At 42.8% G+C, this 21490-nt stretch carries 20 protein-coding genes; 8 read left to right on the plus strand and 12 right to left on the minus strand.

The features are described 5' to 3' along the window. Positions 1-13: 13 nt before the first annotated feature. The 10 genes from B3R63_RS12340 to B3R63_RS12385 all read right to left on the minus strand — a co-directional run bounded on the left by B3R63_RS12340 (position 14) and on the right by B3R63_RS12385 (position 11387). Positions 14-2155: a transposase gene (locus B3R63_RS12340; protein WP_286731512.1), complete on the minus strand. Its 2142-nt coding sequence runs from the start codon at positions 2153-2155 to the stop codon at positions 14-16. After that, on the minus strand, positions 2139-2945 hold the full coding sequence (locus tag B3R63_RS12345) for a heteromeric transposase endonuclease subunit TnsA (protein ID WP_004965069.1): 807 nt from the start codon (positions 2943-2945) through the stop codon (positions 2139-2141). The genes B3R63_RS12340 and B3R63_RS12345 overlap by 17 nt, the downstream gene beginning before the upstream one ends. 154 nt (positions 2946-3099) lie before the next feature. After that, positions 3100-4938 (minus strand): glutamine--fructose-6-phosphate transaminase (isomerizing), encoded by a 1839-nt coding sequence (gene glmS / locus B3R63_RS12350; RefSeq protein ID WP_005017717.1) that lies wholly within the window; start codon positions 4936-4938, stop codon positions 3100-3102. Between the two features lie 11 nt (positions 4939-4949). Continuing rightward, positions 4950-6314 carry a bifunctional UDP-N-acetylglucosamine diphosphorylase/glucosamine-1-phosphate N-acetyltransferase GlmU gene (gene glmU / locus B3R63_RS12355; protein WP_286731515.1) on the minus strand — a complete coding sequence of 455 codons (1365 nt, stop codon included), beginning with the start codon at positions 6312-6314 and terminating at the stop codon, positions 4950-4952. A gap of 21 nt (positions 6315-6335) precedes the next feature. Continuing rightward, positions 6336-6812 carry a phosphatidylglycerophosphatase A family protein gene (locus B3R63_RS12360; protein ID WP_005404828.1) on the minus strand — a complete coding sequence of 159 codons (477 nt, stop codon included), beginning with the start codon at positions 6810-6812 and terminating at the stop codon, positions 6336-6338. A 22-nt stretch (positions 6813-6834) separates the two neighbouring features. Continuing rightward, on the minus strand, positions 6835-7752 hold the full coding sequence (thiL, locus tag B3R63_RS12365) for a thiamine-phosphate kinase (RefSeq protein ID WP_005017724.1): 918 nt from the start codon (positions 7750-7752) through the stop codon (positions 6835-6837). 12 nt (positions 7753-7764) lie between these two features. After that, positions 7765-8214 (minus strand): transcription antitermination factor NusB, encoded by a 450-nt coding sequence (gene nusB / locus B3R63_RS12370; RefSeq protein ID WP_286731520.1) that lies wholly within the window; start codon positions 8212-8214, stop codon positions 7765-7767. Between the two features lie 3 nt (positions 8215-8217). Then, positions 8218-8688 carry a 6,7-dimethyl-8-ribityllumazine synthase gene (ribE, locus tag B3R63_RS12375; protein WP_005017729.1) on the minus strand — a complete coding sequence of 157 codons (471 nt, stop codon included), beginning with the start codon at positions 8686-8688 and terminating at the stop codon, positions 8218-8220. Between the two features lie 11 nt (positions 8689-8699). Then, positions 8700-9821 carry a bifunctional 3,4-dihydroxy-2-butanone-4-phosphate synthase/GTP cyclohydrolase II gene (gene ribBA, locus B3R63_RS12380; protein ID WP_075040560.1) on the minus strand — a complete coding sequence of 374 codons (1122 nt, stop codon included), beginning with the start codon at positions 9819-9821 and terminating at the stop codon, positions 8700-8702. A gap of 282 nt (positions 9822-10103) precedes the next feature. Further along, positions 10104-11387 (minus strand): hypothetical protein, encoded by a 1284-nt coding sequence (locus B3R63_RS12385; protein ID WP_105919129.1) that lies wholly within the window; start codon positions 11385-11387, stop codon positions 10104-10106. A 59-nt stretch (positions 11388-11446) separates the two neighbouring features. On the opposite strand from B3R63_RS12385, the gene serB reads away from it, so the two are divergent. The 3 genes from serB to B3R63_RS12400 all read left to right on the plus strand — a co-directional run bounded on the left by serB (position 11447) and on the right by B3R63_RS12400 (position 14048). Continuing rightward, positions 11447-12667 carry a phosphoserine phosphatase SerB gene (gene serB, locus B3R63_RS12390; protein ID WP_005017734.1) on the plus strand — a complete coding sequence of 407 codons (1221 nt, stop codon included), beginning with the start codon at positions 11447-11449 and terminating at the stop codon, positions 12665-12667. 413 nt (positions 12668-13080) lie between these two features. Next, positions 13081-13416 (plus strand): ciprofloxacin tolerance protein AciT, encoded by a 336-nt coding sequence (gene aciT, locus B3R63_RS12395; RefSeq protein ID WP_005017736.1) that lies wholly within the window; start codon positions 13081-13083, stop codon positions 13414-13416. A 152-nt stretch (positions 13417-13568) separates the two neighbouring features. Beyond that, entirely contained in the window at positions 13569-14048 is a 480-nt protein-coding gene (locus B3R63_RS12400; RefSeq protein ID WP_106438839.1) for an SCP2 sterol-binding domain-containing protein, read from the plus strand. Between the two features lie 51 nt (positions 14049-14099). Here the strand turns inward: B3R63_RS12400 and dtd are convergent, their stop codons facing one another. Next, positions 14100-14540: a D-aminoacyl-tRNA deacylase gene (gene dtd, locus B3R63_RS12405; RefSeq protein WP_005017742.1), complete on the minus strand. Its 441-nt coding sequence runs from the start codon at positions 14538-14540 to the stop codon at positions 14100-14102. 206 nt (positions 14541-14746) lie between these two features. On the opposite strand from dtd, the gene B3R63_RS12410 reads away from it, so the two are divergent. The 5 genes from B3R63_RS12410 (at position 14747) to asd (ending at position 20080) form a co-directional block, all read left to right on the plus strand. Continuing rightward, positions 14747-16267, plus strand: coding sequence for a catalase (locus B3R63_RS12410; RefSeq protein ID WP_286731526.1), 1521 nt, complete (start codon positions 14747-14749; stop codon positions 16265-16267). A gap of 138 nt (positions 16268-16405) precedes the next feature. Beyond that, complete coding sequence (locus B3R63_RS12415; RefSeq protein ID WP_286731528.1) at positions 16406-16891, plus strand: ankyrin repeat domain-containing protein; 486 nt, start codon at positions 16406-16408, stop codon at positions 16889-16891. A 172-nt stretch (positions 16892-17063) separates the two neighbouring features. Next, the gene (gene pncB, locus B3R63_RS12420) at positions 17064-18272 is read left to right on the plus strand and encodes a nicotinate phosphoribosyltransferase (protein WP_286731529.1); all 1209 of its coding nucleotides are present in this window, start codon (positions 17064-17066) and stop codon (positions 18270-18272) included. Positions 18273-18383: 111 nt separating this feature from the next. After that, positions 18384-19232, plus strand: a complete 849-nt coding sequence (locus tag B3R63_RS12425) for a sulfurtransferase (protein ID WP_034429141.1) — start codon at positions 18384-18386, stop codon at positions 19230-19232. Beyond that, entirely contained in the window at positions 19229-20080 is an 852-nt protein-coding gene (gene asd, locus B3R63_RS12430) for an archaetidylserine decarboxylase (protein ID WP_286731531.1), read from the plus strand. Before B3R63_RS12425 ends, asd begins: the two co-directional genes overlap by 4 nt. Before the next feature lie 46 nt (positions 20081-20126). Here the strand turns inward: asd and phoR are convergent, their stop codons facing one another. Further along, entirely contained in the window at positions 20127-21485 is a 1359-nt protein-coding gene (gene phoR, locus B3R63_RS12435; RefSeq protein WP_005017755.1) for a phosphate regulon sensor histidine kinase PhoR, read from the minus strand. Positions 21486-21490 lie beyond the last annotated feature (5 nt).

The raw sequence follows: 21490 nt of genomic DNA on the forward strand, positions 1-21490 counted from the left end.
TTCGTGAATAAAGTTATGGCTCATCATCTTCACTGAGTAAATCGTGGTATAGAGGGAAACGTAACTTTAAATCCTCATCAAGTTCGTCAGATGACTTCTTCCGCTTTGGCATAGGAATGACATTGCTCTGAGCATCTTGTGTGATTTCGGGCTTCATAACCCTTGTAGAAGTGTCATTAACACTGGAAGTCGTACCTTTCAATTTAGAACGTTCAAGCTCTTTTTCATGGGTTCGATTACTCCTAATCTCAGAGATTCGGCTTTTCTGGCTTTGAGTCGGTAATGGTGTTTCGCTACTAGCTTGTTGAATAATATCCATGATTTTCTGCTCTAACTCAGATTGAGCTAAGTTGTTCTTTATATTTTGTTTTTCAAAAGTTTTTTTCTGAACACTATTGATTTGCCAAACTTCCCAAAAACTATAGCCTTTAAATTCACGGGAATAGTCGGAAATCGTTGCTTCCCAATATTTCAGACTACTTTGTTCATAGAAAACATAAATTTTTTCTGCATTACTTGGATCATAGGCAGCATATAAAAATTTGGGTCGATTTATTGTATTTTGGCGGTGTAGCCAACCCTTTTCATATAATTCTGGGCAGGTATAAGTCACACCAAAAATTTTCAAACCGCGATTTGATAAAGTTGCCTTTTCTCTAGGTAATAATGCGACATAAACAGCCTGATCGGAAGCTGTTCGTAGTTTCCCCGTACGATGCTGTATTCCCCAGTTCCATAACGCCATTGGGACGGCTGGGAGGTCATGTGGTAGATCGATATCACGATCATAATTGTTGATTTGATGAAATTGGTTATATTTCAGAACTGATAAAAGAATAATTTTAGTGAATTCATCTAGATTAAGTGTTGCATCTAGACGGTAGTCCTTTCCACCTCGTTTCTTTGTGATCACATCTTGAACCACTCCTTTTGCAAAGGGTTTAAATTCAGCTTGTATTAATTTGAATCTGCTTTCAACAATTGGTTTTAGATCACCACGATAGGGTGGTGCATTCTCAAGCCTGATCGAAAAACTTTTTTCTAAATTTTCAACTTGATGACCAAATAACTCGGCTCGGTCAGCCAAAATCGCATCAGGCAAGCCGATACAAGGCCAGTTTTCATAAGTAATATCTATTCCATACTTTTTGCATAAAGCGACTTTATTTGTAAAAGCGCAATAAAGAGCTTGTATACTTGTTTTATAAGAAGCATTTTCTAAGCCAATATATAAGCCAGTAACCATACGACTAAAGACATCAATGACGAAGTAAATTGTTGGTCGGCCAATTATTCGGCTTCGATCAATATTAGAAACTAAATAGATATCAGCAATCGTGGCATCTATTTCATACCGTGAACCAGGGCCAAGAACTTGTGTATTTACAGTAGAATGGAGCTGGCGTAAGTCTTTAGAGTACTCAATGTCGTTTGATCGCTTCTGTAAACGAGCTACTTGATTGTATTCTCGGTGATAAAAATACTGAAATTGGCGTAGTGTAGGATATTCATTTTCAGGGATATCTGGGTAAAGTGTGCGATATAGCTTTTGAAATTCTCGATTGGCATATTTTAAAGAATGTTTCTTATTTGATAATAAATATTTGCTAATCGTGAGATGAAACAGACGTTCAATCTCTTGTGTAATAATAGCTCCAGTACCTTCTTTGTGAGTGCGCTTTCTTCCTAATTTTTGACTTGCAACTTTTTTTCTCCCTTTTGCACCAGAGTTTTGGTAGTTAGGGATTAAGGCATTTGGTGTCTGTCCTCTTTGCCAGTATTGTCTAAGCAAGCGGTATATTGTCTGTTTAGTAGATTTTTTATTATTTATAATTTCATTAATTAGTGAAGATCGGATACTGGGAATATAAAACTGTTCATTATCCACTATAGATTTGATTAAATTATAATTTTCATCTCTTTTTAGCTGAGAAGTAGAATCTTTTTCGGGCTGGATGAAGGCAATTTCTTGGAATGGATCTTCAATTCGAAATACCTCAAAAGATTCAATGGCATGAAATAATTCCGTTTTGCTGATGATTTCAGGAAGTGCTTTCACATCATTGATATCAATCCAAACAATATGTTCAGATAAAATTTTGAGGATTCTGATCGAGAGATCCTGATACTGATATACATCATTGATTCGCAGCATAACGAACCTCCTCCCAAGTCGTTAGATTGCCTAATTGAATATTGGGTGGGACTAAATCTTTGTAATTTAATTTTAGGTCGAATTTAAAATAACGTTGAGCAAAAAGTACACGTAATTCTGATAGAGATGTACCTATCTCAAGGTCATAAGATGAATCAATTTTTTTTGCTAAGTTAATCAAGGATAAATTTGGATATTTATGGAACTGCTTTACATAGAATTCAATTTGATCATACAGATTGATGTGATCATTATCTCTAATGGCAGGATATAACCATTTAATGTTGTCAAAAACCACTTTAGGAATTTCTTGTTCAGTGATGATTTGCCAAGGGATTTCTTTGCTTTGCCAATAACGTCGTTCGATTTCTAGTTTCTCAATTGTACGGATATCTTCAAGATCTTTCTGGTATTTAGCTTGTATGCTAAATCGAGGATTCATAGCGTCGGAACTAAATACATAAAAATCCGTACTCATTATCTGCTTAATGCCTCTAACGGCAGGGTGTGGAATACAAGTTAAATGGGCGATTTCTTCAGTCTGTTCTATTCGGAGAGGGAATTGTTCTCGTATATCTTGAATCAGAGGATTCCATTCTAAAATTAAGAAAATAGCGAGCTCTAAGTCTGAGAGTAGATGATGTGTCCGCTTCGTTTTATGGCCGTAAACTCGATGAGAGCGACCAAGTGATGATAGATCACGAACAGTCAACCACGGTTTATATGATGATAACTCACCATCACCTCGGCCATCTTTGATCCATTTTTGCTGTTGTTGGACTGAGAGCATAAAAAAACACCTGTTGTGTTCATTTGAAATGAGCATAACAGGTGTTCATAAAACAAACAATCTAGTATGATACTTTTTTATTTAGTATGACACTTTATTGTTTGGTGTGAGACTTTATTGTCTGCTTACATCTTTTTTATTATCAGGTATTAAATTATTCAACAGTAACGGACTTGGCTAAATTACGCGGCTGGTCCACATCAGTACCACGTAACACTGCAACATGGTAAGACAATAGCTGCACTGGAACACTATATACAATAGGTGCCAAGCAGGCAGTTACAGTGGGAATGCTGACTACATGCTGACGCTCTTTTTCCTGTATACCACTGTTCTCATCTGCAAAAACAAATAATTCTCCACCACGTGCCTGTACTTCTTCCATATTCGATTTTAATTTATCGAGCATGTCATCTTGTGGCGCAAGAATAACTACTGGCATATCGTTATCTACCAATGCCAGTGGGCCGTGTTTTAATTCTCCTGCTGCGTAGCCTTCAGCATGGATATAGGAAATTTCTTTCAATTTAAGCGCGCCTTCTAGCGCGATCGGATAATGAATTCCCCGGCCTAAAAACAGACAATGCTGTTTTTCTACAAACAGCTCAGAGAGACGTAAAATCTCACTGTCATGTTGCAAGGTATCCAGTATTACTTTTGGACAGTGCCATAACTCTGCCGTAATCTCAGCAATCTGCTGAGCACTAATACTTTGCTTGACCTGACCGACTTTTAATATTAACAGCATTAATGCCGCCAGCTGGGTAGTGAAGGCCTTGGTTGAGGCGACACCAATTTCTGGCCCTGCCAAAGTCAGCAGATAATGATCTGTTTCACGTACCATTGATGAAGTTGCAACATTACAAATCGTCATGGTGGTAATTGGGATATTTTTCTCGGCAGCCCGTTTTTTGGTATCACGCAGGGCAGCAAGTGTGTCGGCAGTTTCACCAGACTGAGAAATACAGATATATAGGGTATTTGCTATAATTACCGGCGAACGATAACGGAATTCGCTGGCGATTTCGACTTGGCAGGACAGCCCGATAATCTGTTCAAACCAGTATTTGGCAATCATACCGGCATGATAGCTGGTGCCACAGGCAATAATCTGTACCTGCTGGATATTCTTGAAATCATTTTCAGCACTTTCCAGAAAATCTTCACGCAGGTGGTCACTATTTAGAGCCTGAGATATTGTCTGCTGAATCGCTTCCGGCTGCTCATAAATTTCTTTGAGCATATAGTGCTTATATTCACCCTTAGATGCATTGCTTACTGTAGCGTCCAGCTCTTTTACCGGACGGTCAATACGCTGGCCATGAGCATAAACTTCAATACTGTTACGGGTGAGGCGTGCAATATCACCTTCTTCCAGATAGATAAAACGGTTGGTAATCGGAAGCAATGCCAGCTGGTCAGAGCTAATAAAGTTCTCGCCAATACCTACTCCAATCACAAGAGGTGAGCCTTCACGTACTGTAATTAACTCATCCGGATGATCAGTATGGATAATTCCCAGTGCATAGGCACCTTTTAACTGTGGAACCACCTGATTAACTGCTTCTAGCAGATTTGAGGTTGATTTAAGGGCATCATTAACCAGATGCGCCACTACTTCGGTATCGGTCTGTGAGGTGAAGACATAGCCGAGAGCTTCCAGGTCATCTTTGAGTTCCTGGTAATTCTCAATAATACCGTTATGAACAACTGCAACATTACCAGAGATATGCGGGTGAGCATTATCTTCAGTCGGTTTACCATGAGTGGCCCAGCGCGTATGAGCAATACCGACCGAACCGCTAATCTGGCTGTCACGAACTGCTTCTTCCAGCATGGCTACTTTACCGACACGGCGTTCGCGTACAATCTGGCCATTATGCAGCAGGGCAACACCGGCTGAGTCATAACCCCGGTATTCAAGGCGTTTTAGGCCTTCAATTAAAATATTAATAATATTACGTTCAGCAACGCCACCAACAATACCGCACATAGTTTATTCCTCTATTTTTTAATTTTTTGTGGACGCTGATAGTTTTCTTTGGAGAGCTGTTTGGCACGTTCAAAAGCCAGAGAATAATCTTCAACATCACGGGTAATGACTGAGCCTGCACCAACTGTTGCGCCATTACCTATTCTGACCGGGGCAACCAGTGAGCTATTTGAACCGACAAAGGCCTCATTACCAATAATGGTCTTGTGCTTATTGGCACCATCATAATTACAGGTAATTGTGCCTGCACCAATATTGGAATTTTCGCCGACTTCAGCGTCCCCTAAATAAGTAAAATGATTGGCTTTCGAGCCTGTACCGATAGAGGTATTTTTCACTTCAACAAAATTACCAATATGTACATCATCGCCAAGTTTTGCGCCGGGACGAAGGCGGGCAAATGGCCCAATCTGGGTATTTTCACCCACTACCGCGTTTTCAAATACGCTATATGGCTGGACTTTGGTTCCAGCCGCAATTTTAGTATTTTTGAGAACACAGCCTGCACCAATCTCGACAAAGTCACCGAATTCACAGTCGCCCTCAATAATGACATTAATATCAATTCGCACATCTTGGCCGGCTTTTAATGTTCCACGCAAATCAAAACGTGAAGGATCAATCAAATGCACCCCTTGCTGCATAAGATCTTTCGCCTGCTGCTGCTGAAAGTCGCGTTCCAGTGTAGAAAGTTGCAGGCGGTCATTTATTCCTTCAACTTCAAATGCCAGTTCTGGTTGAATTGATGCAATCTCCAGACCGTCTGCCACGGCCATCGCTACAATATCAGTCAGGTAATATTCACCCTGTACATTGTCATTGGAAAGCTGCGGCAGCCACTGATGCAGCTTGGCATTACTAACACAATAAATACCGGTATTGATTTCATTAATCAGACGCTGCTCATCCGACGCATCTTTGTGCTCGACAATTGCCTGAATTTTGCCACTTTCACGTACAATTCGGCCATAACCTGCTGGATTGTCTACAGTTAAAGTAATCATGCCAATACCGGTTTCTCTGGATGCCTCCAGCAGCTGTTCTAATGTCTGCTGGCGCACTAACGGCACATCACCATATAGAATCAGGGAAATACCTTCTTTAGGTAATACCGGCAGCGTCATTTGAACCGCATGTCCGGTTCCGAGCTGTTCTGCCTGTTCTACCCATTGAATTTTTTCTTCAACAAATGCATCTTGAACCAGTTGGCCACCATGGCCATAAATCGTAATAATATTTTCAGCTTGTAGTTTTTTTGCGGTCTCAATCACATGACCAAGCAATGGACGCCCTGCCAGAGGTTGTAAGACTTTAGGTAAATGGGAACGCATTCGGGTTCCTTTACCTGCCGCAAGAATAATAACGCTTGTAGACATGAGTAATCCTAAAAAATAGGGTTAAATCCTGGAAAAATATAAATAAATTAATATACAGAGTGCAGCCCAGATACCCGCGATAATATCATCAAGCATAATACCAAAGCCACCATGTACCCGGCGGTCAACTACCCGGATTGGCCAAGGCTTCCAGACATCGAACAAACGGAACAGGGCAAAACCGATAAGAACCCACAGCCAATTCATCTGACCCAGATACACCAGTGGTAAAAATGAAATAGACTGTCCAGCAAATTCATCCCAGACAATGCGGCCATCGTCATGTACACCCATGAGTTCAGCAGTACGCCCGCACAGATAAATACCTAGCAGTGACATCAGTACAATGATCAAGACACTGTTAAAAAAACCTAGTGCCAGCCAAGCGGGTATAAACAGCAAGGCAAAAGCAGAACCAAACGTACCCGGAGCCTTAGGTGCTAGACCTGAACCGAAACCTACGCCACAAAATACAATACAGCGCTGTGTCCAGGTCATCTGTTTAAATTTGATGGAAGGTTTATGCAAAATGTTGATATCCGTGAAACTGAAACGGATGGTCTATGCCATCTTTTTCAAAAGTTAAGCCGAGCCGCTCAGTAATATGCCCGATTTTGCTAATTTTTACATGACTTTGTTGTTGTAAAAGTTTTTCATAAGCTGTCGGACTCAGCGTAAAGCAAAGCTCATAGTCATCGCCACCAGCTAAGGCATATTGGAACTTTTCATTTAAAGAGAGCTGCTGTAGTACAGGATCAAGTGGCAGACACTCGAGTTCGATCTGTGCGCCTACATGCGATGCCTGTAAAATATGACCTAAATCCTGTGCCAGTCCGTCTGAAATATCGATCATGGCTGAGGCCATGCCTTTAAGCTGCTGGCCAAGTTCACAGCGTGGTGTTGGATAATCTAGCCGTTTTTGCAGAGGATGTCCGGGATGTTGCAGACCATAAGCTGCATCTCCAACCTGCCCACTTACACAGATATAATCACCTGCCTGGGCTCCGCTACGTGTAATGGCCTGTCCGGCTTCAACCCAGCCCAATGCAGTAATACTGATAGTTAGATGTGGACCCTGAGTGGTATCACCACCAATCAGGCTGACACCAAACTGCTGGCAGCAGTCAAATAGGCCTTGGCTAAAAGCCTGTAACCACTCGTGATCTACCTGTGGCAAAGTTAATGCCAGTAAAATACTGTGTGGTTTGGCACCCATGGCAGCAATATCAGAAAGATTTACCGCGACACTTTTCCAGCCAATGGCATGGGCAGAGGTCGAGAGCGGGAAATGACGGCCGGCCACGAGTGTATCGGCACAAATGACCAGTTGCTGGCCAGGAGGAGGGGAGACCAGAGCCGAGTCATCTCCAATACCTAAATCAACCTGACTATGATGATCACGGTTAAAGTAGGTCTGAATTAAGGAAAACTCGGCCATCGTCAATAGCTTTTATTCAGCTTGCTGTTTTTCTGCCGCACGCAGACTTTGTGCCAGACGGTCAAGTACACCATTAATGTATTTATGACTATCTGCACCACCAAAATGCTTGGCTAGTTCGATCGCTTCATCCAGTACGACCCGGTAAGGAATTTCAAGATGATCCCGTAGCTCGTAAGCGCCCAGACGTAACGTAGCCAGTTCTACACCATCAAGTGCACCAAGCTCACGGTCAAGTACCGGAACCAATAAGATATCAAGTGCTTCATGCTGGGCAACAACTTGCGTAAGCAGCTCATGATAATAGCCAAGGTCGACCTTATGCATGGCATTTTCAGCACGGGTACGAGCTTCAATTTCATGCACTGGATTATGGCTCATTTGCCATTCATATATACCTTGTACAGCAAAACGGCGTGCTTTGCGTTTTGCTGCATAAGTTGCTTGAAGAGTTTGCGACATCTTTTAGATTGCCTTTAACAAGTTAACCATTTCAATAGCAGTCAGGGCAGCTTCGCTACCTTTATTACCTGCTTTTGTACCAGAGCGTTCAATCGCCTGTTCAATACTGTCCGTAGTTAATACACCGTTGATCACTGGCAAGCCAGTATCTAGCCCAACTACGCCCAAGCCCTTGGCACATTCACCGGCTACAAAGTCAAAATGTGGTGTACTGCCGCGAATCACTGCGCCTAGCGCAATAATCGCATCAAATTTGTCTGTTGCAGCTAGTTTTTTTGCAACTACTGGCAGTTCCCAAGCACCCGGTGCGTGAACAACAGTAATATTCTCTTCAGATACACCATGACGTTTCAGTGTATCAATCGCACCTTCTAACAGATGTTCTACAACAAAACTGTTAAAACGGCCGACCAGAATCGCGTAACGGCCTTCGCTCGCGAGATGTAATAAACCTTCAATACGGCGAATCGCCATAGCAACCTCGATTATTTAACTAAAGTTTGATCTGCGGTGATATATTCCACCACTTCCAGATTAAAGCCGGACAGGGCATTAAAGCGTAATGGCGAGCTAAGTAGCTGCATTTTCTCTACCCCCAGATCCCGTAAAATTTGTGCCCCTACCCCAATAGTCTGATACTGCTGCGATAACGCTGCGTTCGATTTGATTGGTTTAGGCTTGTTCAGGCTTTCAAGCGCAGGGCCCAAGTCCTGCAAGTGACGCTGTCCGATCCAGACCAGTACACCACGTTCGCTATCAGCAATGGTTTTTAAGGCACGGTCCAGATTCCAGGCTGGCTCGCCTTCCTGCTTGTTAAGTTTCAGCAGATCACGAGCTGGATTAAAACCATGCACACGAACCGTAGTGACCCCTTCTTTAGGCTCCCCTTTTACTAGCGCCAGATGAATATCCGGGTTACCGATTTCACGATAACGATACAGGTCAAAAGTTCCATATTCAGTGTCGATACTTTGCTGGTCAATACGTTCGATAGTCTGTTCATTGGTCATACGGTAATGAATCAGGTCTGCAATTGTACCGATTTTCAGTCCATGTTTTTCAGCAAAAATTTCCAGATCCGGACGGCGTGCCATTGTACCGTCTTCTTTAATAATTTCACAAATGACTGAAGCCGGTTCCAGTCCTGCCAGTCTTGACAGATCGCAGCCTGCTTCTGTGTGTCCGGCGCGGTGCAAAACACCTCCCGGTTGAGCCATTAATGGAAAAATATGTCCTGGCTGGACAATATCAGTTGGTTTGGCATGGGCGGCTACGGCAGTACGAATCGTGTGAGCTCGTTCAGCTGCTGAAATGCCGGTTGTGATACCTTCAGCCGCTTCAATGGACAGCGTAAAGTTAGTTCCGTGCTGGGCACCGTTAGAATCCACCATCAGTGGCAGATCCAACTGCTTGCAGCGTTCGCGGCTTAAAGTCAGACAAACCAGACCACGCGCATGCGTAATCATAAAATTAATATCTTCAGGGCGTACGTGCGTGGCGGCCATCACTAAATCGCCTTCATTTTCACGATCTTCATCATCCATCAGGATGACCATTTTTCCTGCACGGATATCTGCAACGAGCTCTTCTACAGTATTGAGCGGCATCTATCTAGACCCTCTTTTTTTGTCTTGCTGACAATAAATTGCATTGATAAGCCATAGTCTAACGTGTTTTAACTATATTTGCCTATGCTTATAGTATGGATGTTCCGGTTCTCTGTTATACACACCCTAATAGCCCTTTGAAAAGAGTGAAGATTTTAAAACAGAGCTGAATATGCTTAATCTTTGCTCACCTGGAAGATTTTGGGCCAGTGTGTCAAGGCTTTTAGACTGAAATAAAAAAACCTGACCTATATACAGATCAGGTTTGTGTTTTCAGAGAAACTAGACTTGTTCTGAACGTACTTTTTTACCCATCAGGATTTCAGTACGGATTTGCTGTGCAAGTTCAGCAGACTCAGTATTTAAACCATTGAGCATAAATGCATTTCGGGTAAGGACATTACTCGGATTTGGCATTGGCATCAGCTGGTAATTCTGGCTGATGTCTTTAAGCTGTTCATTATTGAGATATAAAGCAGTTTCCTTGGCATTGAGCTGCTGGGCCAGACGTTCAGCAGCTTGCTGGGCGTTGAGCTGCATTGCCTCAACCGCGGTTGCAACCGCACTCCGTGTTTGCAGGGCAAAGCGTTTGTCTTCACGGTAACGTTTATACAGTACATCTGAAAGTAACTGGAATACCGTGCCTACCATAAGCAGGCACTCAACTGCCGGTTTGGAATCAGCAGAGACAGAAACGACTGCACCATTCTGGTTAAATTCCTGTCGAATTTCCAGATTGCTACTGCGTAGATGATAATGCTGTGCACACAGCTCAATACTTTTATTCAGAAAAATCTGACAAAGCTTAAAGTAAGGCACAGAAACGGACTGGTTTACGCTACTAAGCAACTGTTTTGGATCATAGAACTGAATGCTTAATGCCACTCGCTGATCATTATCTGAAGTTATTTCGGCAGTTCTGGCTTTAGGTAATGGCTGGGCTTTAGCCTGCTGCTGTACCTGGGCCACCATCAGGGCAGAATTATGTTTCTCTAGTTCAAGGGCCTGGGTCAACTGCTGAATTTCATGTTTCAGGCGTGACTCATTGTTGATCCGTGCCAGATATTCGCTACGGCTTGGACGCGCAACTGCCCGGTAAGCCAGCCATAACAGCACATGTATAAACAGTGATGCCAGAATTGCCAGCCACTGGGTCCGTAAAATTTCACCAATACTGGGTTTAATCAGACTGACCTCAATACTGCCTACTTTCTTTTCATTTTGCAGCGCATCACGCACAAATACTTCACCCTGACGGGTTTTAGCCATGCCACTTGATGCTAAAAGCTGGTTGTTGGCATCCAGAATGCGAATAGATGCCACACTTGGATTGGTCGCATAACGGTTGGCGACCAATGCCAGCGAAACCGGGTTGGGGGGATCCAGCTCTGCCAGAGAGTCACTGACCAGTTGACTGGTCATCAGCTGGCCTTGGCTGGCCCGATTCTCATTGAGTTGATGGGTTGTTGCAAGAACCAGTAAAAAGGTATGCAATGCAAAACTTATTATCAGCAGGCTAGCAAATAGCCCTTGTCTAGGCGCATTCAACGTAAACTTCCAAGGCAATTATATTTGATTTCGATTATGATTCTTACAATAGTTGTAGCTCAGACCCGAGTCAATTCATGCGAGAAATCATTCTTATATCATTTTTAGGACCTGATCAACCCAACCAGTTTACGCGATTAATGCAGGTATTGTCCGTACATTCCTTGCAAATTCTGGATGTGGGGCAGGCCGTTATTCACAATCAGCTCACCTTAGGTATTGTAGTCGCGTCAAACGACCAGACTGCAACAGCTCTGGCAATGAAAGAGATTTTGATTTTAGCACATGATATTGGTTTAACTGTGCGCTTTAAACCAATCTCAAGCACAGAATACGAACAATGGGTGAATGAAGGTGGCCGAACCCGTTATATTGTCACGGCTTTAGCACCTGAACTGTCAGCTTCGCATTTACAAGCTGTTACGAATATTGTCTCAGGGCAAGGCTTTAATATCGAAACAGTCACCCGTCTATCGGGACGGCCTCATCTGAATCATGAACAGGTAGAACCTAAGCGTAGTTGCATACAGTTTGGCTTGAGCGGACAAATGCTTGATGCCGCAGCTATGCGAGCTGCCTGTCTAAGGCTCTCCACTGAGCTTAATGTTGATGTTGCTGTACAAGAAGATAATGCTTATCGGCGTAACCGACGCTTAGTCTGTTTTGATATGGATTCCACCCTGATTGAACAGGAAGTCATTGATGAATTGGCAATAGAAGCTGGTGTTGGTGCACAGGTGGCTGAAATTACCGAGCGTGCCATGCAGGGTGAACTCGATTTCCAGCAGAGTTTCCGTGCACGGGTTGCTCTGCTTAAAGGGTTAGATGCCGAAGTTCTACCAAAAATCGCCGAACGACTGACAGTGACAGAAGGTGCAGAGCGTCTGATTTCAACGTTAAAAGCTTTGGGTTATAAAACTGCTATTCTCTCGGGTGGTTTTCAGTATTTCGCAGAATATTTACAGGCCAAACTCGGGATTGACGAAGTACATGCCAATATACTTGATGTAGAAAATGGCCGTGTCACTGGTGAAGTGAAAGGACATATAGTCGACGGTGCCCGCAAAGCCTTCTTACTGCGTGAACTGGCAGAAAAAATGGGTATTTCCCTGGAACAGGCAATTGCTGTTGGAGATGGTGCTAATGACTTGCCTATGCTTTCAATCGCGGGCTTAGGGGTAGCTTTTCGTGCCAAACCTCTAGTACGGCAAAATGCTAATCAGGCAATTTCGAGTGTAGGCCTAGATGGTGTTCTTTATTTACTGGGTGTACACGATAAGGACTTGAATCGTGCCTGATGCGTAAATACAGTTACAACTTGTGCGACTCAGGAGTCGCACTTTTTGTTGGTAAACTTCTGATAAACAGATAGTTAATAAAAAAATAATCTTGGTTTGTACATGTGTAGATTAAACTAAAAAATTATCTTTTTGATCAAAAAAGCAACATATTTTTTTGTAATGACGCGCCAAGATTGATACAGCTTGGGATAAGGCATTTCTATATTTTTTTTAAATGTAATGACAAAAGAATGTTGCGACAAGGTATGTCGTGTAATCGGAATTCAGGGCTTTTTTTCTATAGAAAACTCTTCATAATGCCAACAAGTACAAAACAGGCTAAGCAGAATAATCAATTTTGCAGGGCATTTGGGGAATAACATGATGGTCTAAGAAAGGGCCTAACGACATCATTAATGACGGAGATTGGTATGTGGACAGCGAATTATGCAACCATCATGGGATTTGGTTTAATTGTTGCTGCACTTGTTGCTGTTTTCTTTTCGCCTTACCGTCGTTGGCTGAGTTTTATGCTTGCCGGTATGGTGTTCTGGGGACTACTGGAAATGGTACGTTTTGGTATTCAGTCAGTTTTTATTATTCCACTCACTTACAGTTATTTATGTGCACTCAGCCTGGCCATGCTGGCGATTACCATGCTCTTGCTGCGTGAAGACCACCGTGCACAAAAAGCCTTGGCTAAACGCCAGTACATTGAGCATACTCCAGTTTATGAAGACGACCAGCAACAGTGTTCAAGTCGCTAAAAATGAGCTGACTTAATAAAAAAGGTGTACCTGTCCGTACACCTTTTTTTACGTTTGATAATTTTTAATATACAAAGACTTTATTTAAAAATAAGCTTTTATGCTACGATCATAAGATTATTTTTTATAAGAATATAATAGGCGCGCATGTCATGAAACTCTCTTCAATTCCTGTTGTTCACTTGCCTCTGGTTGACCTGAGTACTGATCCTCTCGATTTACTCCTGATGGGATTAGCTCTACGTATGAAGCAATTGGCCCGTACCAGTCCAAAGTTTATTGAACTGACCCATGATCGCCAGTTCCGTATCCAGATTGGGACAGAACAGGGGATGGCACGTCAGTTTGTCATTAATCATGGGCACGTAGAAACTGTATCTAGTTCTGCTGAAAAAGCTGACTTTATTTTACAGTTTGCTGATAGTGAGCAGGGGGTGAAGACGCTGCTTAAAGGTGATCCAACTGCTTTTATGACAGGGATGCAAAATGGCAGTATTAAAATGGAAGGTGATTTTGGTTTACTGGTCTGGTTTAACCAGGTAGCAAAACTGCTTCCACCTAAACTGCCAAAGCCGGTTAAAGAAAAAATTAAAATGGCTCGTCAGTTTTTAAAGGAAAAAACGGGTAAATAATAAAACCCAGCCCTCTTAAAATAGAGGGCTTCTTTATATTTTTTTTTAAAATTACTCTATTTCAAGATTGAAGGTAACCGGCCCATCATTTACTAGATGGACTTTCATATCTGCTGCAAAAATACCGGTTTGTACATTCTCAAACTGAGACTTCGTGTAGGCAACCAGTTCTTCATAAAGTACTTTAGCTTCACTCGGTGGCATCGCTGGTCCAAAGTCCGGACGTAACCCTTTTTGGGTTTGAGCCATCAGGGTAAACTGGGAAACCAGTAAAATACCACCCCCTGCCTGACTGACATTCCAACCCATTTTTCCCTGCTCATCATCAAAAAACCGATATTTTAAAATTTTATCGATTAATTTCTTACCTGTATCCAGCGTGTCTTCTTTCCCTAATCCTAAAAATACCAGAATCCCATGACCAATTTCACCGGTAATTTTGCCTTCCACTATGACTTTGGCCTCAAGTACACGCTGTAATAATGCCCGCATCTCACTCTCTTTTTTGCTTACTTAAAGACTGGGTTAATAGTGTATCAAAACTCGCTTTCTAAACTTGAATATATATTTTATTAATATTATACAATAGCTTATTTTTAAATATTTGAATAACCGATTATATTTATTTTTATTATCATTTTTAACTATTTTAAAGACTCTAGTAAAGTGCCGCTGCAGAAAATTAAAGAGATGATGTTATGTTTAAGCGTTCATTACTGGTCGCCATGCTGGGTGTTACCATGTCAGCAAGTTACGCAGCGCCTTTGACCAAAGACAATGGAGCACCTGTAGGGGATAACCAGAATTCAATCACTGCCGGCGAGAATGGCTCAACTTTGCTTCAGGATGTACAGCTGATTCAAAAATTGCAGCGTTTTGGTCGTGAGCGTATTCCTGAGCGTGTAGTACACGCACGTGGTACAGGAGCATATGGCGAGTTTATTGCGACAAAAGACTTATCGGACTTAACGGTTGCATCACTATTTAAAGCAGGAACCAAAACACCGGTTTTCTTGCGTTTCTCTACTGTAATCCATCCTAAAGGTTCACCAGAGACATTACGTGACCCGCACGGTTTTGGCCTGAAGTTTTATACTCAGGAAGGCAATTGGGACCTGGTCGGCAACAACCTGCCTGTATTTTTTATTCGCGATGCTATTAAATTTCCCGACTTTATTCATGCCATGAAGCCAAGCCCGGTGACAAATGTTCAGGATCCAAACCGTGTGTTTGACTTCCTGCAAAGTCAGCCTTGGGCTGTAAATATGCTGACCTACGTGTATTCTAACCTCGGTACTCCAGTCAGCTACCGTAACCTGGATGGCTTCGGTGTGCATGCTTTCAAACTGTACAATGCTAAAGGCGAGTATAAGTATGTGAAATTCAATTTCCGTACTCAACAGGGTGTTAAAGGCATGAACATGGAACAGACCCGTGAAATGCAAGGTAAGGACTTTAATCACCTGACCAATGACCTGTACAACAATATTTATGCCGGAAACTATCCAAAATGGGATTTATATATTCAGGTACTTGACCCGAAAGATCTGAACAAATTCGACTTTAATCCACTGGATGCTACTAAAATCTGGCCCACTCACCTGATTCCAGAAGTTAAAGTAGGTACTTTGACGCTAAACCGTATGCCGAAGAATTTCTTTAATGAAACTGAACAGTCGGCATTTGCACCAGGTAATCTGGTTCCAGGCATTGAGCCTTCTGAGGACCGTCTGCTACAGGGCCGTATCTTCTCTTATTCAGATACCCAGATGTACCGTTTAGGTGCAAACCATCAGCAGATTCCAGTAAACCGTCCTCTGGTCAAAGTCAATAACAATAACCAGGAAGGCTTCATGAATGTATCTGAACGTGATTCAGATGTGAACTATGAACCAAGCCGCAAGGAACCTAAACCTTCAACCACACATGCCAAAGCAGTCATGACACCACTTGAAGGAAGTGTATTACAGCAGGCAATCAAGAAAGAGCAACCATTCAAACAGGCCGGTGAACTCTATCGCTCCTATTCAGCGGTTGAAAAAAATGACCTGATCCGTAACTTGGCAGCTGATTTGGGTGCAGTAAAAGATACCGAAACTAAACACATCATGCTGTCCTACTTTTATAAGGCAGATGCAGAGTATGGTACACGGCTGACCCAGGCGGTAAAAGGTAACCTGGCTACTGTTAAGGCAAAAGCAGAGCAACTGCAAGACTAAGTCAGGTCAGTCCTTCAGTGAGGAAAGGTGAGTTAACTTAATCACCTTTACCTCATGCGGTGCACTAGTTTTAAAGTGGAGTGATTACAGCAATATGTTAGAGATATTTTATTATTTTGAAGACTAAGGGGAATCCTGATGAGTTTTTTAAAAAGCACTTTCCTGATTTCACTATTTTGCCTGAGCAGTACCGTCGTGATGGCCGAGGTAGCTGAGTCTCCTGTGCAAGACAGTAAGCTGTCAGCCCAGCAGGAACTGGTTGATCTTTTCTTTGCTGCTGCAAAAACAGGAAATAAAGAAGTAATTGATGAATTCCTAAAATATGGATTTCCAGTCAATAGCAGAAATCATGCAGGTTTTACTCCCTTGATGATAGCAACTTACTATGGTCAGCAAAATATTGTCAGCACATTATTGGCATCCGGGGCTGACCGCTGTGCCAGAGACAATAAAGGTAATACAGCCTTGATGGGTGCTATTTTTAAAATGGAATGGGCAATTGCCAGACAGCTGCGTAAGGTCGACTGTGATATGAATACACAGCAGCCCGGACAAAAAACTGTAGCAGAATTTGCTAAAGTGATTGGACAGGAACAGGCTCTTAAAGAGCTATTGAACGAATAATATATACTGGCTAAGTTTTTAAAATATAGATAAAAATTTAGCGGACTGTTTGCAGGTAGATTCTGAACAGTATAAGACCATAGTCTTGCTTTACGTATCTACATGAAAAACTTGGCTTATAGCTCATCAAAATATGTTTTAATTAAAAGATTAAAGCAAAAATTTTCTGCATATGTCTGCAATTATTCACTCCCTTCTTGATACTGACTTATATAAATTCACCATGCTACAGGTGGTATTACATAAGTTTCCGCAAACTGACAGCGTCTATCATTTTCGTTGCCGGAATCTGGAAGATACTGTATATCCTTTGTCAGATATCCTGGATGAACTCAATCAGCAACTAGATTATTTATGCCAGCTCACATTTAAAGAAGATGAGTTGCAGTATCTGCGTAATCTACGTTTTATCAAGAGTGATTTTGTCGACTATCTGGAACTGTTTCAGCTCAAGCGTCGTTTTATTAAAGCCGGTATAGATGCAGAAGGCCGACTGGATATCTGGATTGAAGGCCCAATGGTTCAGGCCATGATGTTTGAAATCTTTGTACTGGCACTGGTTAACGAACTATATTTTCGCCGTATTCGCAGTGAAGAAGTATTGGCTGAAGGTGAACGACGTTTGCAAGCCAAGCTGGAACTGATCAAGAGTTATGAGCGTGGACAGCAGCCAAATGATCCTCCTTTTCTGGTGTCAGACTTTGGTACACGCCGTCGCTACAGTTTTGAATGGCAAAAGCATGTAATTGAAGAGTTCCATAAGGCCAGTCCAAGTGTTTTCCGTGGTACCAGTAATGTCTTATTGGCAAAAGAGCTGGGTATTACTCCTATCGGCACAATGGCACATGAATTCTTGCAGGCCTTTCAGGCACTGGATGTACGGCTGCGCAATTTTCAGAAAGCTGCACTGGAAACCTGGGTACAGGAATATCGTGGTGATCTGGGCATTGCCTTAACTGATGTTGTGGGTATGGATGCCTTCCTGCGTGATTTTGACCTGTATTTTGCCAAACTGTTTGATGGTCTGCGGCATGATAGCGGTGACCCTTATGAATGGGGTGACAAGGCCTATAAGCATTACCGCAAGCTAAAAATTGACAGCCGGACTAAAATGCTGACCTTTAGCGATGGCCTCAATCTAGAAAAAGCATGGAAACTTCATCAGTACTTTAAAGACCGCTTTCAGGTCAGTTTCGGTATTGGTACCAATTTGACTAATGATATGGGCCAAACACCCTTAAATATTGTCTTAAAACTGGTGGAATGCAATGGACAATCGGTTGCCAAAATTTCAGACAGTCCGGGTAAAACCATGACCGATAACGATACCTTTCTGGCCTATTTACGACAGGTTTTTGATATTCAGGAACCTGAAATTTAAGCCGGTTTACATAGCAGTTATTTTATAAAGGCCCTGTAAAAAACCGCAATGGCTTTAAATTAGACTATGCTAAAATTGGCTTCAGATAAAAAATAACCTGAAATAAGTGTAATGATGACACCTGATTTTAACTTTGGTTTACTGATCGAAGCCGAGGAGCTTTTACCACAGCTGGGTCATCCAAAACTGCGTATTGTCGACTTGAGCCGAGAATCAGTTTATCAGCAACTGCATATTCCGCACGCCTTACATTTAAAACCTAAATTATTAGTACGTCATGAAGAGCAAGCCTCTGGCCTGCTCCCAGATGAGCTGGGCCTGCAGGCACTAATTGAATATTTACAAATTTCTCCAGAACATCATGTAGTTGCTTATGATGATGAAGGCGGGGCATGGGCAGGACGCTTGCTCTGGAACCTGCATTGCTTGGGTTTTGAACAGACCAGTCTGCTAAATGGTGGTATTCATGGCTGGCTGGCTGCCGGTTTACCTACTTCATCTGAACAGGCGGTTATTAAAGCCGCTGATACACTGGTACAGGTTGACCTTGGCCAAAGTGAGAAATATCGGGTAAAATATGATCTACTTCGTCAAATGATTAAAGAAGATAGCGCCCAGCTATGGGATTGCCGAACCTTTGATGAGTATACTGGCCTGCGTCTTGCAGCCCGTCGTGGTGGACATATTCCAGGTGCTCGCCATTTTGAATGGAGTACTGCCCTTGACCGACAAAATCATCTAAAATTGCATCCGCTAGAACGCACCCGACAAAATCTGCAGAATGCAGGTTTTCAGCTGGACCAGCCTGTCGTGGTGTATTGTCAATCGCATCATCGCTCTGGGCTGGCTTATATACTGGGCCGACTTCTCGACTGGGAAATACAGGCTTATGATGGTGCATGGAGTGAATGGGGCAATCGCCTCGACAGCCCTATTATTACCGGAGAGTTGCCGTTTTGAGCCTCACATCACGTCTGAAAAAAAATATCTTTATTCGGGCCCAGCGCCTGGTTCCCCAGCATCAGCTAAGCCGGGTAGTCGGTAAAATTGCTGCCAGTGAGAACCCGCTGGTACGTGCGGCGGTCATTCAGACCTTTAAAACCCGCTATGGCGTAGATATGTCAATTGCCGATCAGGTTAATGCTTTAAAATATAAATCTTTTAACGAGTTTTTTACCCGTGCCCTACGCGAAGGTGTGCGTATGGTAGATGCTGATCCTAAGAGTATCGTTTCACCAGCCGATGGCGCTATCTCACAGCTGGGTACGATCCATGACGGTGATATTTTTCAGGCGAAAGGACAAAGTTTTTCTGTCGAGAAACTCATCGGTGATCCACAATTGGCAGAGCCATTTAAACATGGCCAGTTTGCTACGGTCTATCTTTCTCCGCGGGATTATCATCGTGTCCATATGCCAATAATGGGTACACTAACTGAAACCCTGTATATTCCAGGTGAGCTGTTTTCAGTTAACCAGATTACTGCCGAGAATATTCCTGGCCTGTTTGCACGTAATGAGCGTATGGTCTGTCTGTTCGATACCGAACTGGGACGCATGGCGGTAGTTATGGTAGGTGCCATGATTGTGGCTGGAATTGAAACAGTGGTTACTGGAAAAGTAAAACCGTCCGGTCGTCTTGAGCTGAACCAGCATAACGTGGTACTGGAAAAGGGTGCCGAACTGGGACGTTTTTACTTGGGCTCAACTGCTGTAATTTTATTTGAACAGGATAAAATGGCTTGGGATGCGGAATTTAAGGCCAATTCTGTGGTGACTATGGGACAGAAACTGGGTCAGGCTCTTTAGAAGACCAATAATAAAAAATGCGCCTTGAGGCGCATTTTTTATAGATCTAGTTTAAATGATATAGGCGTTCTTTAGGGAAGACAGCTTTGAAGGTCGAGCCTTCATTTTCCTTAGATTCAATTTCCAGATAGGCATTATGCTGCATGAGTACATGCTTGACGATCGCAAGGCCTAATCCGGTACCGCCGGTTTGCCGGCTGCGGGCACTATCCACCCGGTAGAAACGTTCAGTCAGTCTTGGTAGGTGCCGTGGGTCAATTCCGATGCCTGTATCCTGTACGGTAAAATAGCCATGTTCACCATCATCATGCCAGCCGATAGTAATTGTACCGCCCTTGGGCGTATATTTAATGGCATTGGTAATCAGGTTGCTAAAGGCACTAGCCAGTTCCATATCTGAACCGATCAGGTCACAATGGCTGTCTATGTCCAGATTAAGCGTATGGCCATAATCGACATTATAGGCCTGAGCATCATCAAAAAGCTGGTTCATTAGACCGGGCATTTCCACAATCTGGTTCTTGGCAATTTTCTTGTTATTTTCAAGACGTGATAACAGCAACAAGTCATTAACCAGAGAATTCATGCGCTTGGTTTGTGCCTGCATCTGGTCAAATGCCCGTTTCCAGCGTGGATTCAAATCTTCCTGATCGGTAAAAGTCTCAATGTAGCCACTTAATACAGTGAGCGGGGTGCGTAATTCATGCGAAATATTGTCGACAAAATCTTTACGCATCTGTTCCAGGTTTTGCATGCGAGTAACATCATAAGCCACCAGCAAATGACTTTCGCCACCAAAACGGGTTAGCTTGATTTGCACATAGTGGTCTTCATGCACGGGCGACTTCATCTTGATGCCATCTGGCGCCTGATCAATATTTTGAAAATATTCAATAAAAATAGGCTGGCGTAGTATCGTGAGCAGATTACGACCACGATCTAGGGGCTGTATACCAAGCAGTTTTTCAGTAGCCGGATTAAACCATTCTATCTGGTTCAGATCATCAATCAGCATTACTGCTTCAGACAGTGCGACTAATGAAGATTGCGCCCGGTCAATCAGTCCGACCATTTCTGCCTGCACGATGCGTTCCTGACGCTGGGCCCGGTATACATTAAACAGGAGTGCTCCCCAGATACCGTTTAAATTAGGTGGAGCATCATAAGGCCGGTTAGAAATCCATTCATTTACTAAATATAAGGACCGTAGTTGAAAAGCAAAAAACACGACAAAGCCAATGAAAATACAGCTCCAGAAATAGCCGATCCCGAAACCGATCAGACTGGCAACGAGCAGTAGAAAGACCAGCAGCCGTAAGTCCTGTTTAGCAAAAGTCCACAAACTGCTGTATCGGAATTTTTTGTAGTCCCGGGCCAGCTCAGGAACCGGATATGGTTCATACATAAAGT

The organism is Acinetobacter sp. UBA1297, from assembly GCF_002307755.1.
In the GTDB taxonomy this organism is placed as follows: domain Bacteria; phylum Pseudomonadota; class Gammaproteobacteria; order Pseudomonadales; family Moraxellaceae; genus Acinetobacter; species Acinetobacter radioresistens.

Excerpts from the sequence above, each read along its gene's own strand:
- B3R63_RS12340 (WP_286731512.1), bottom strand. The coding sequence starts at position 2,155 with ATGCTGCGAATCAATGATGTATATCAGTATCAGGATCTCTCGATCAGA.
- B3R63_RS12345 (WP_004965069.1), bottom strand. The coding sequence starts at position 2,945 with ATGCTCTCAGTCCAACAACAGCAAAAATGGATCAAAGATGGCCGAGGT.
- glmS (WP_005017717.1), bottom strand. The coding sequence starts at position 4,938 with ATGTGCGGTATTGTTGGTGGCGTTGCTGAACGTAATATTATTAATATT.
- glmU (WP_286731515.1), bottom strand. The coding sequence starts at position 6,314 with ATGTCTACAAGCGTTATTATTCTTGCGGCAGGTAAAGGAACCCGAATG.
- B3R63_RS12360 (WP_005404828.1), bottom strand. The coding sequence starts at position 6,812 with ATGACCTGGACACAGCGCTGTATTGTATTTTGTGGCGTAGGTTTCGGT.
- thiL (WP_005017724.1), bottom strand. The coding sequence starts at position 7,752 with ATGGCCGAGTTTTCCTTAATTCAGACCTACTTTAACCGTGATCATCAT.
- nusB (WP_286731520.1), bottom strand. The coding sequence starts at position 8,214 with ATGTCGCAAACTCTTCAAGCAACTTATGCAGCAAAACGCAAAGCACGC.
- ribE (WP_005017729.1), bottom strand. The coding sequence starts at position 8,688 with ATGGCGATTCGCCGTATTGAAGGTTTATTACATCTCGCGAGCGAAGGC.
- ribBA (WP_075040560.1), bottom strand. The coding sequence starts at position 9,821 with ATGCCGCTCAATACTGTAGAAGAGCTCGTTGCAGATATCCGTGCAGGA.
- serB (WP_005017734.1), top strand. The coding sequence starts at position 11,447 with ATGCGAGAAATCATTCTTATATCATTTTTAGGACCTGATCAACCCAAC.
- aciT (WP_005017736.1), top strand. The coding sequence starts at position 13,081 with ATGTGGACAGCGAATTATGCAACCATCATGGGATTTGGTTTAATTGTT.
- B3R63_RS12400 (WP_106438839.1), top strand. The coding sequence starts at position 13,569 with ATGAAACTCTCTTCAATTCCTGTTGTTCACTTGCCTCTGGTTGACCTG.
- dtd (WP_005017742.1), bottom strand. The coding sequence starts at position 14,540 with ATGCGGGCATTATTACAGCGTGTACTTGAGGCCAAAGTCATAGTGGAA.
- B3R63_RS12410 (WP_286731526.1), top strand. The coding sequence starts at position 14,747 with ATGTTTAAGCGTTCATTACTGGTCGCCATGCTGGGTGTTACCATGTCA.
- B3R63_RS12415 (WP_286731528.1), top strand. The coding sequence starts at position 16,406 with ATGAGTTTTTTAAAAAGCACTTTCCTGATTTCACTATTTTGCCTGAGC.
- pncB (WP_286731529.1), top strand. The coding sequence starts at position 17,064 with ATGTCTGCAATTATTCACTCCCTTCTTGATACTGACTTATATAAATTC.
- B3R63_RS12425 (WP_034429141.1), top strand. The coding sequence starts at position 18,384 with ATGATGACACCTGATTTTAACTTTGGTTTACTGATCGAAGCCGAGGAG.
- phoR (WP_005017755.1), bottom strand. The coding sequence starts at position 21,485 with ATGTATGAACCATATCCGGTTCCTGAGCTGGCCCGGGACTACAAAAAA.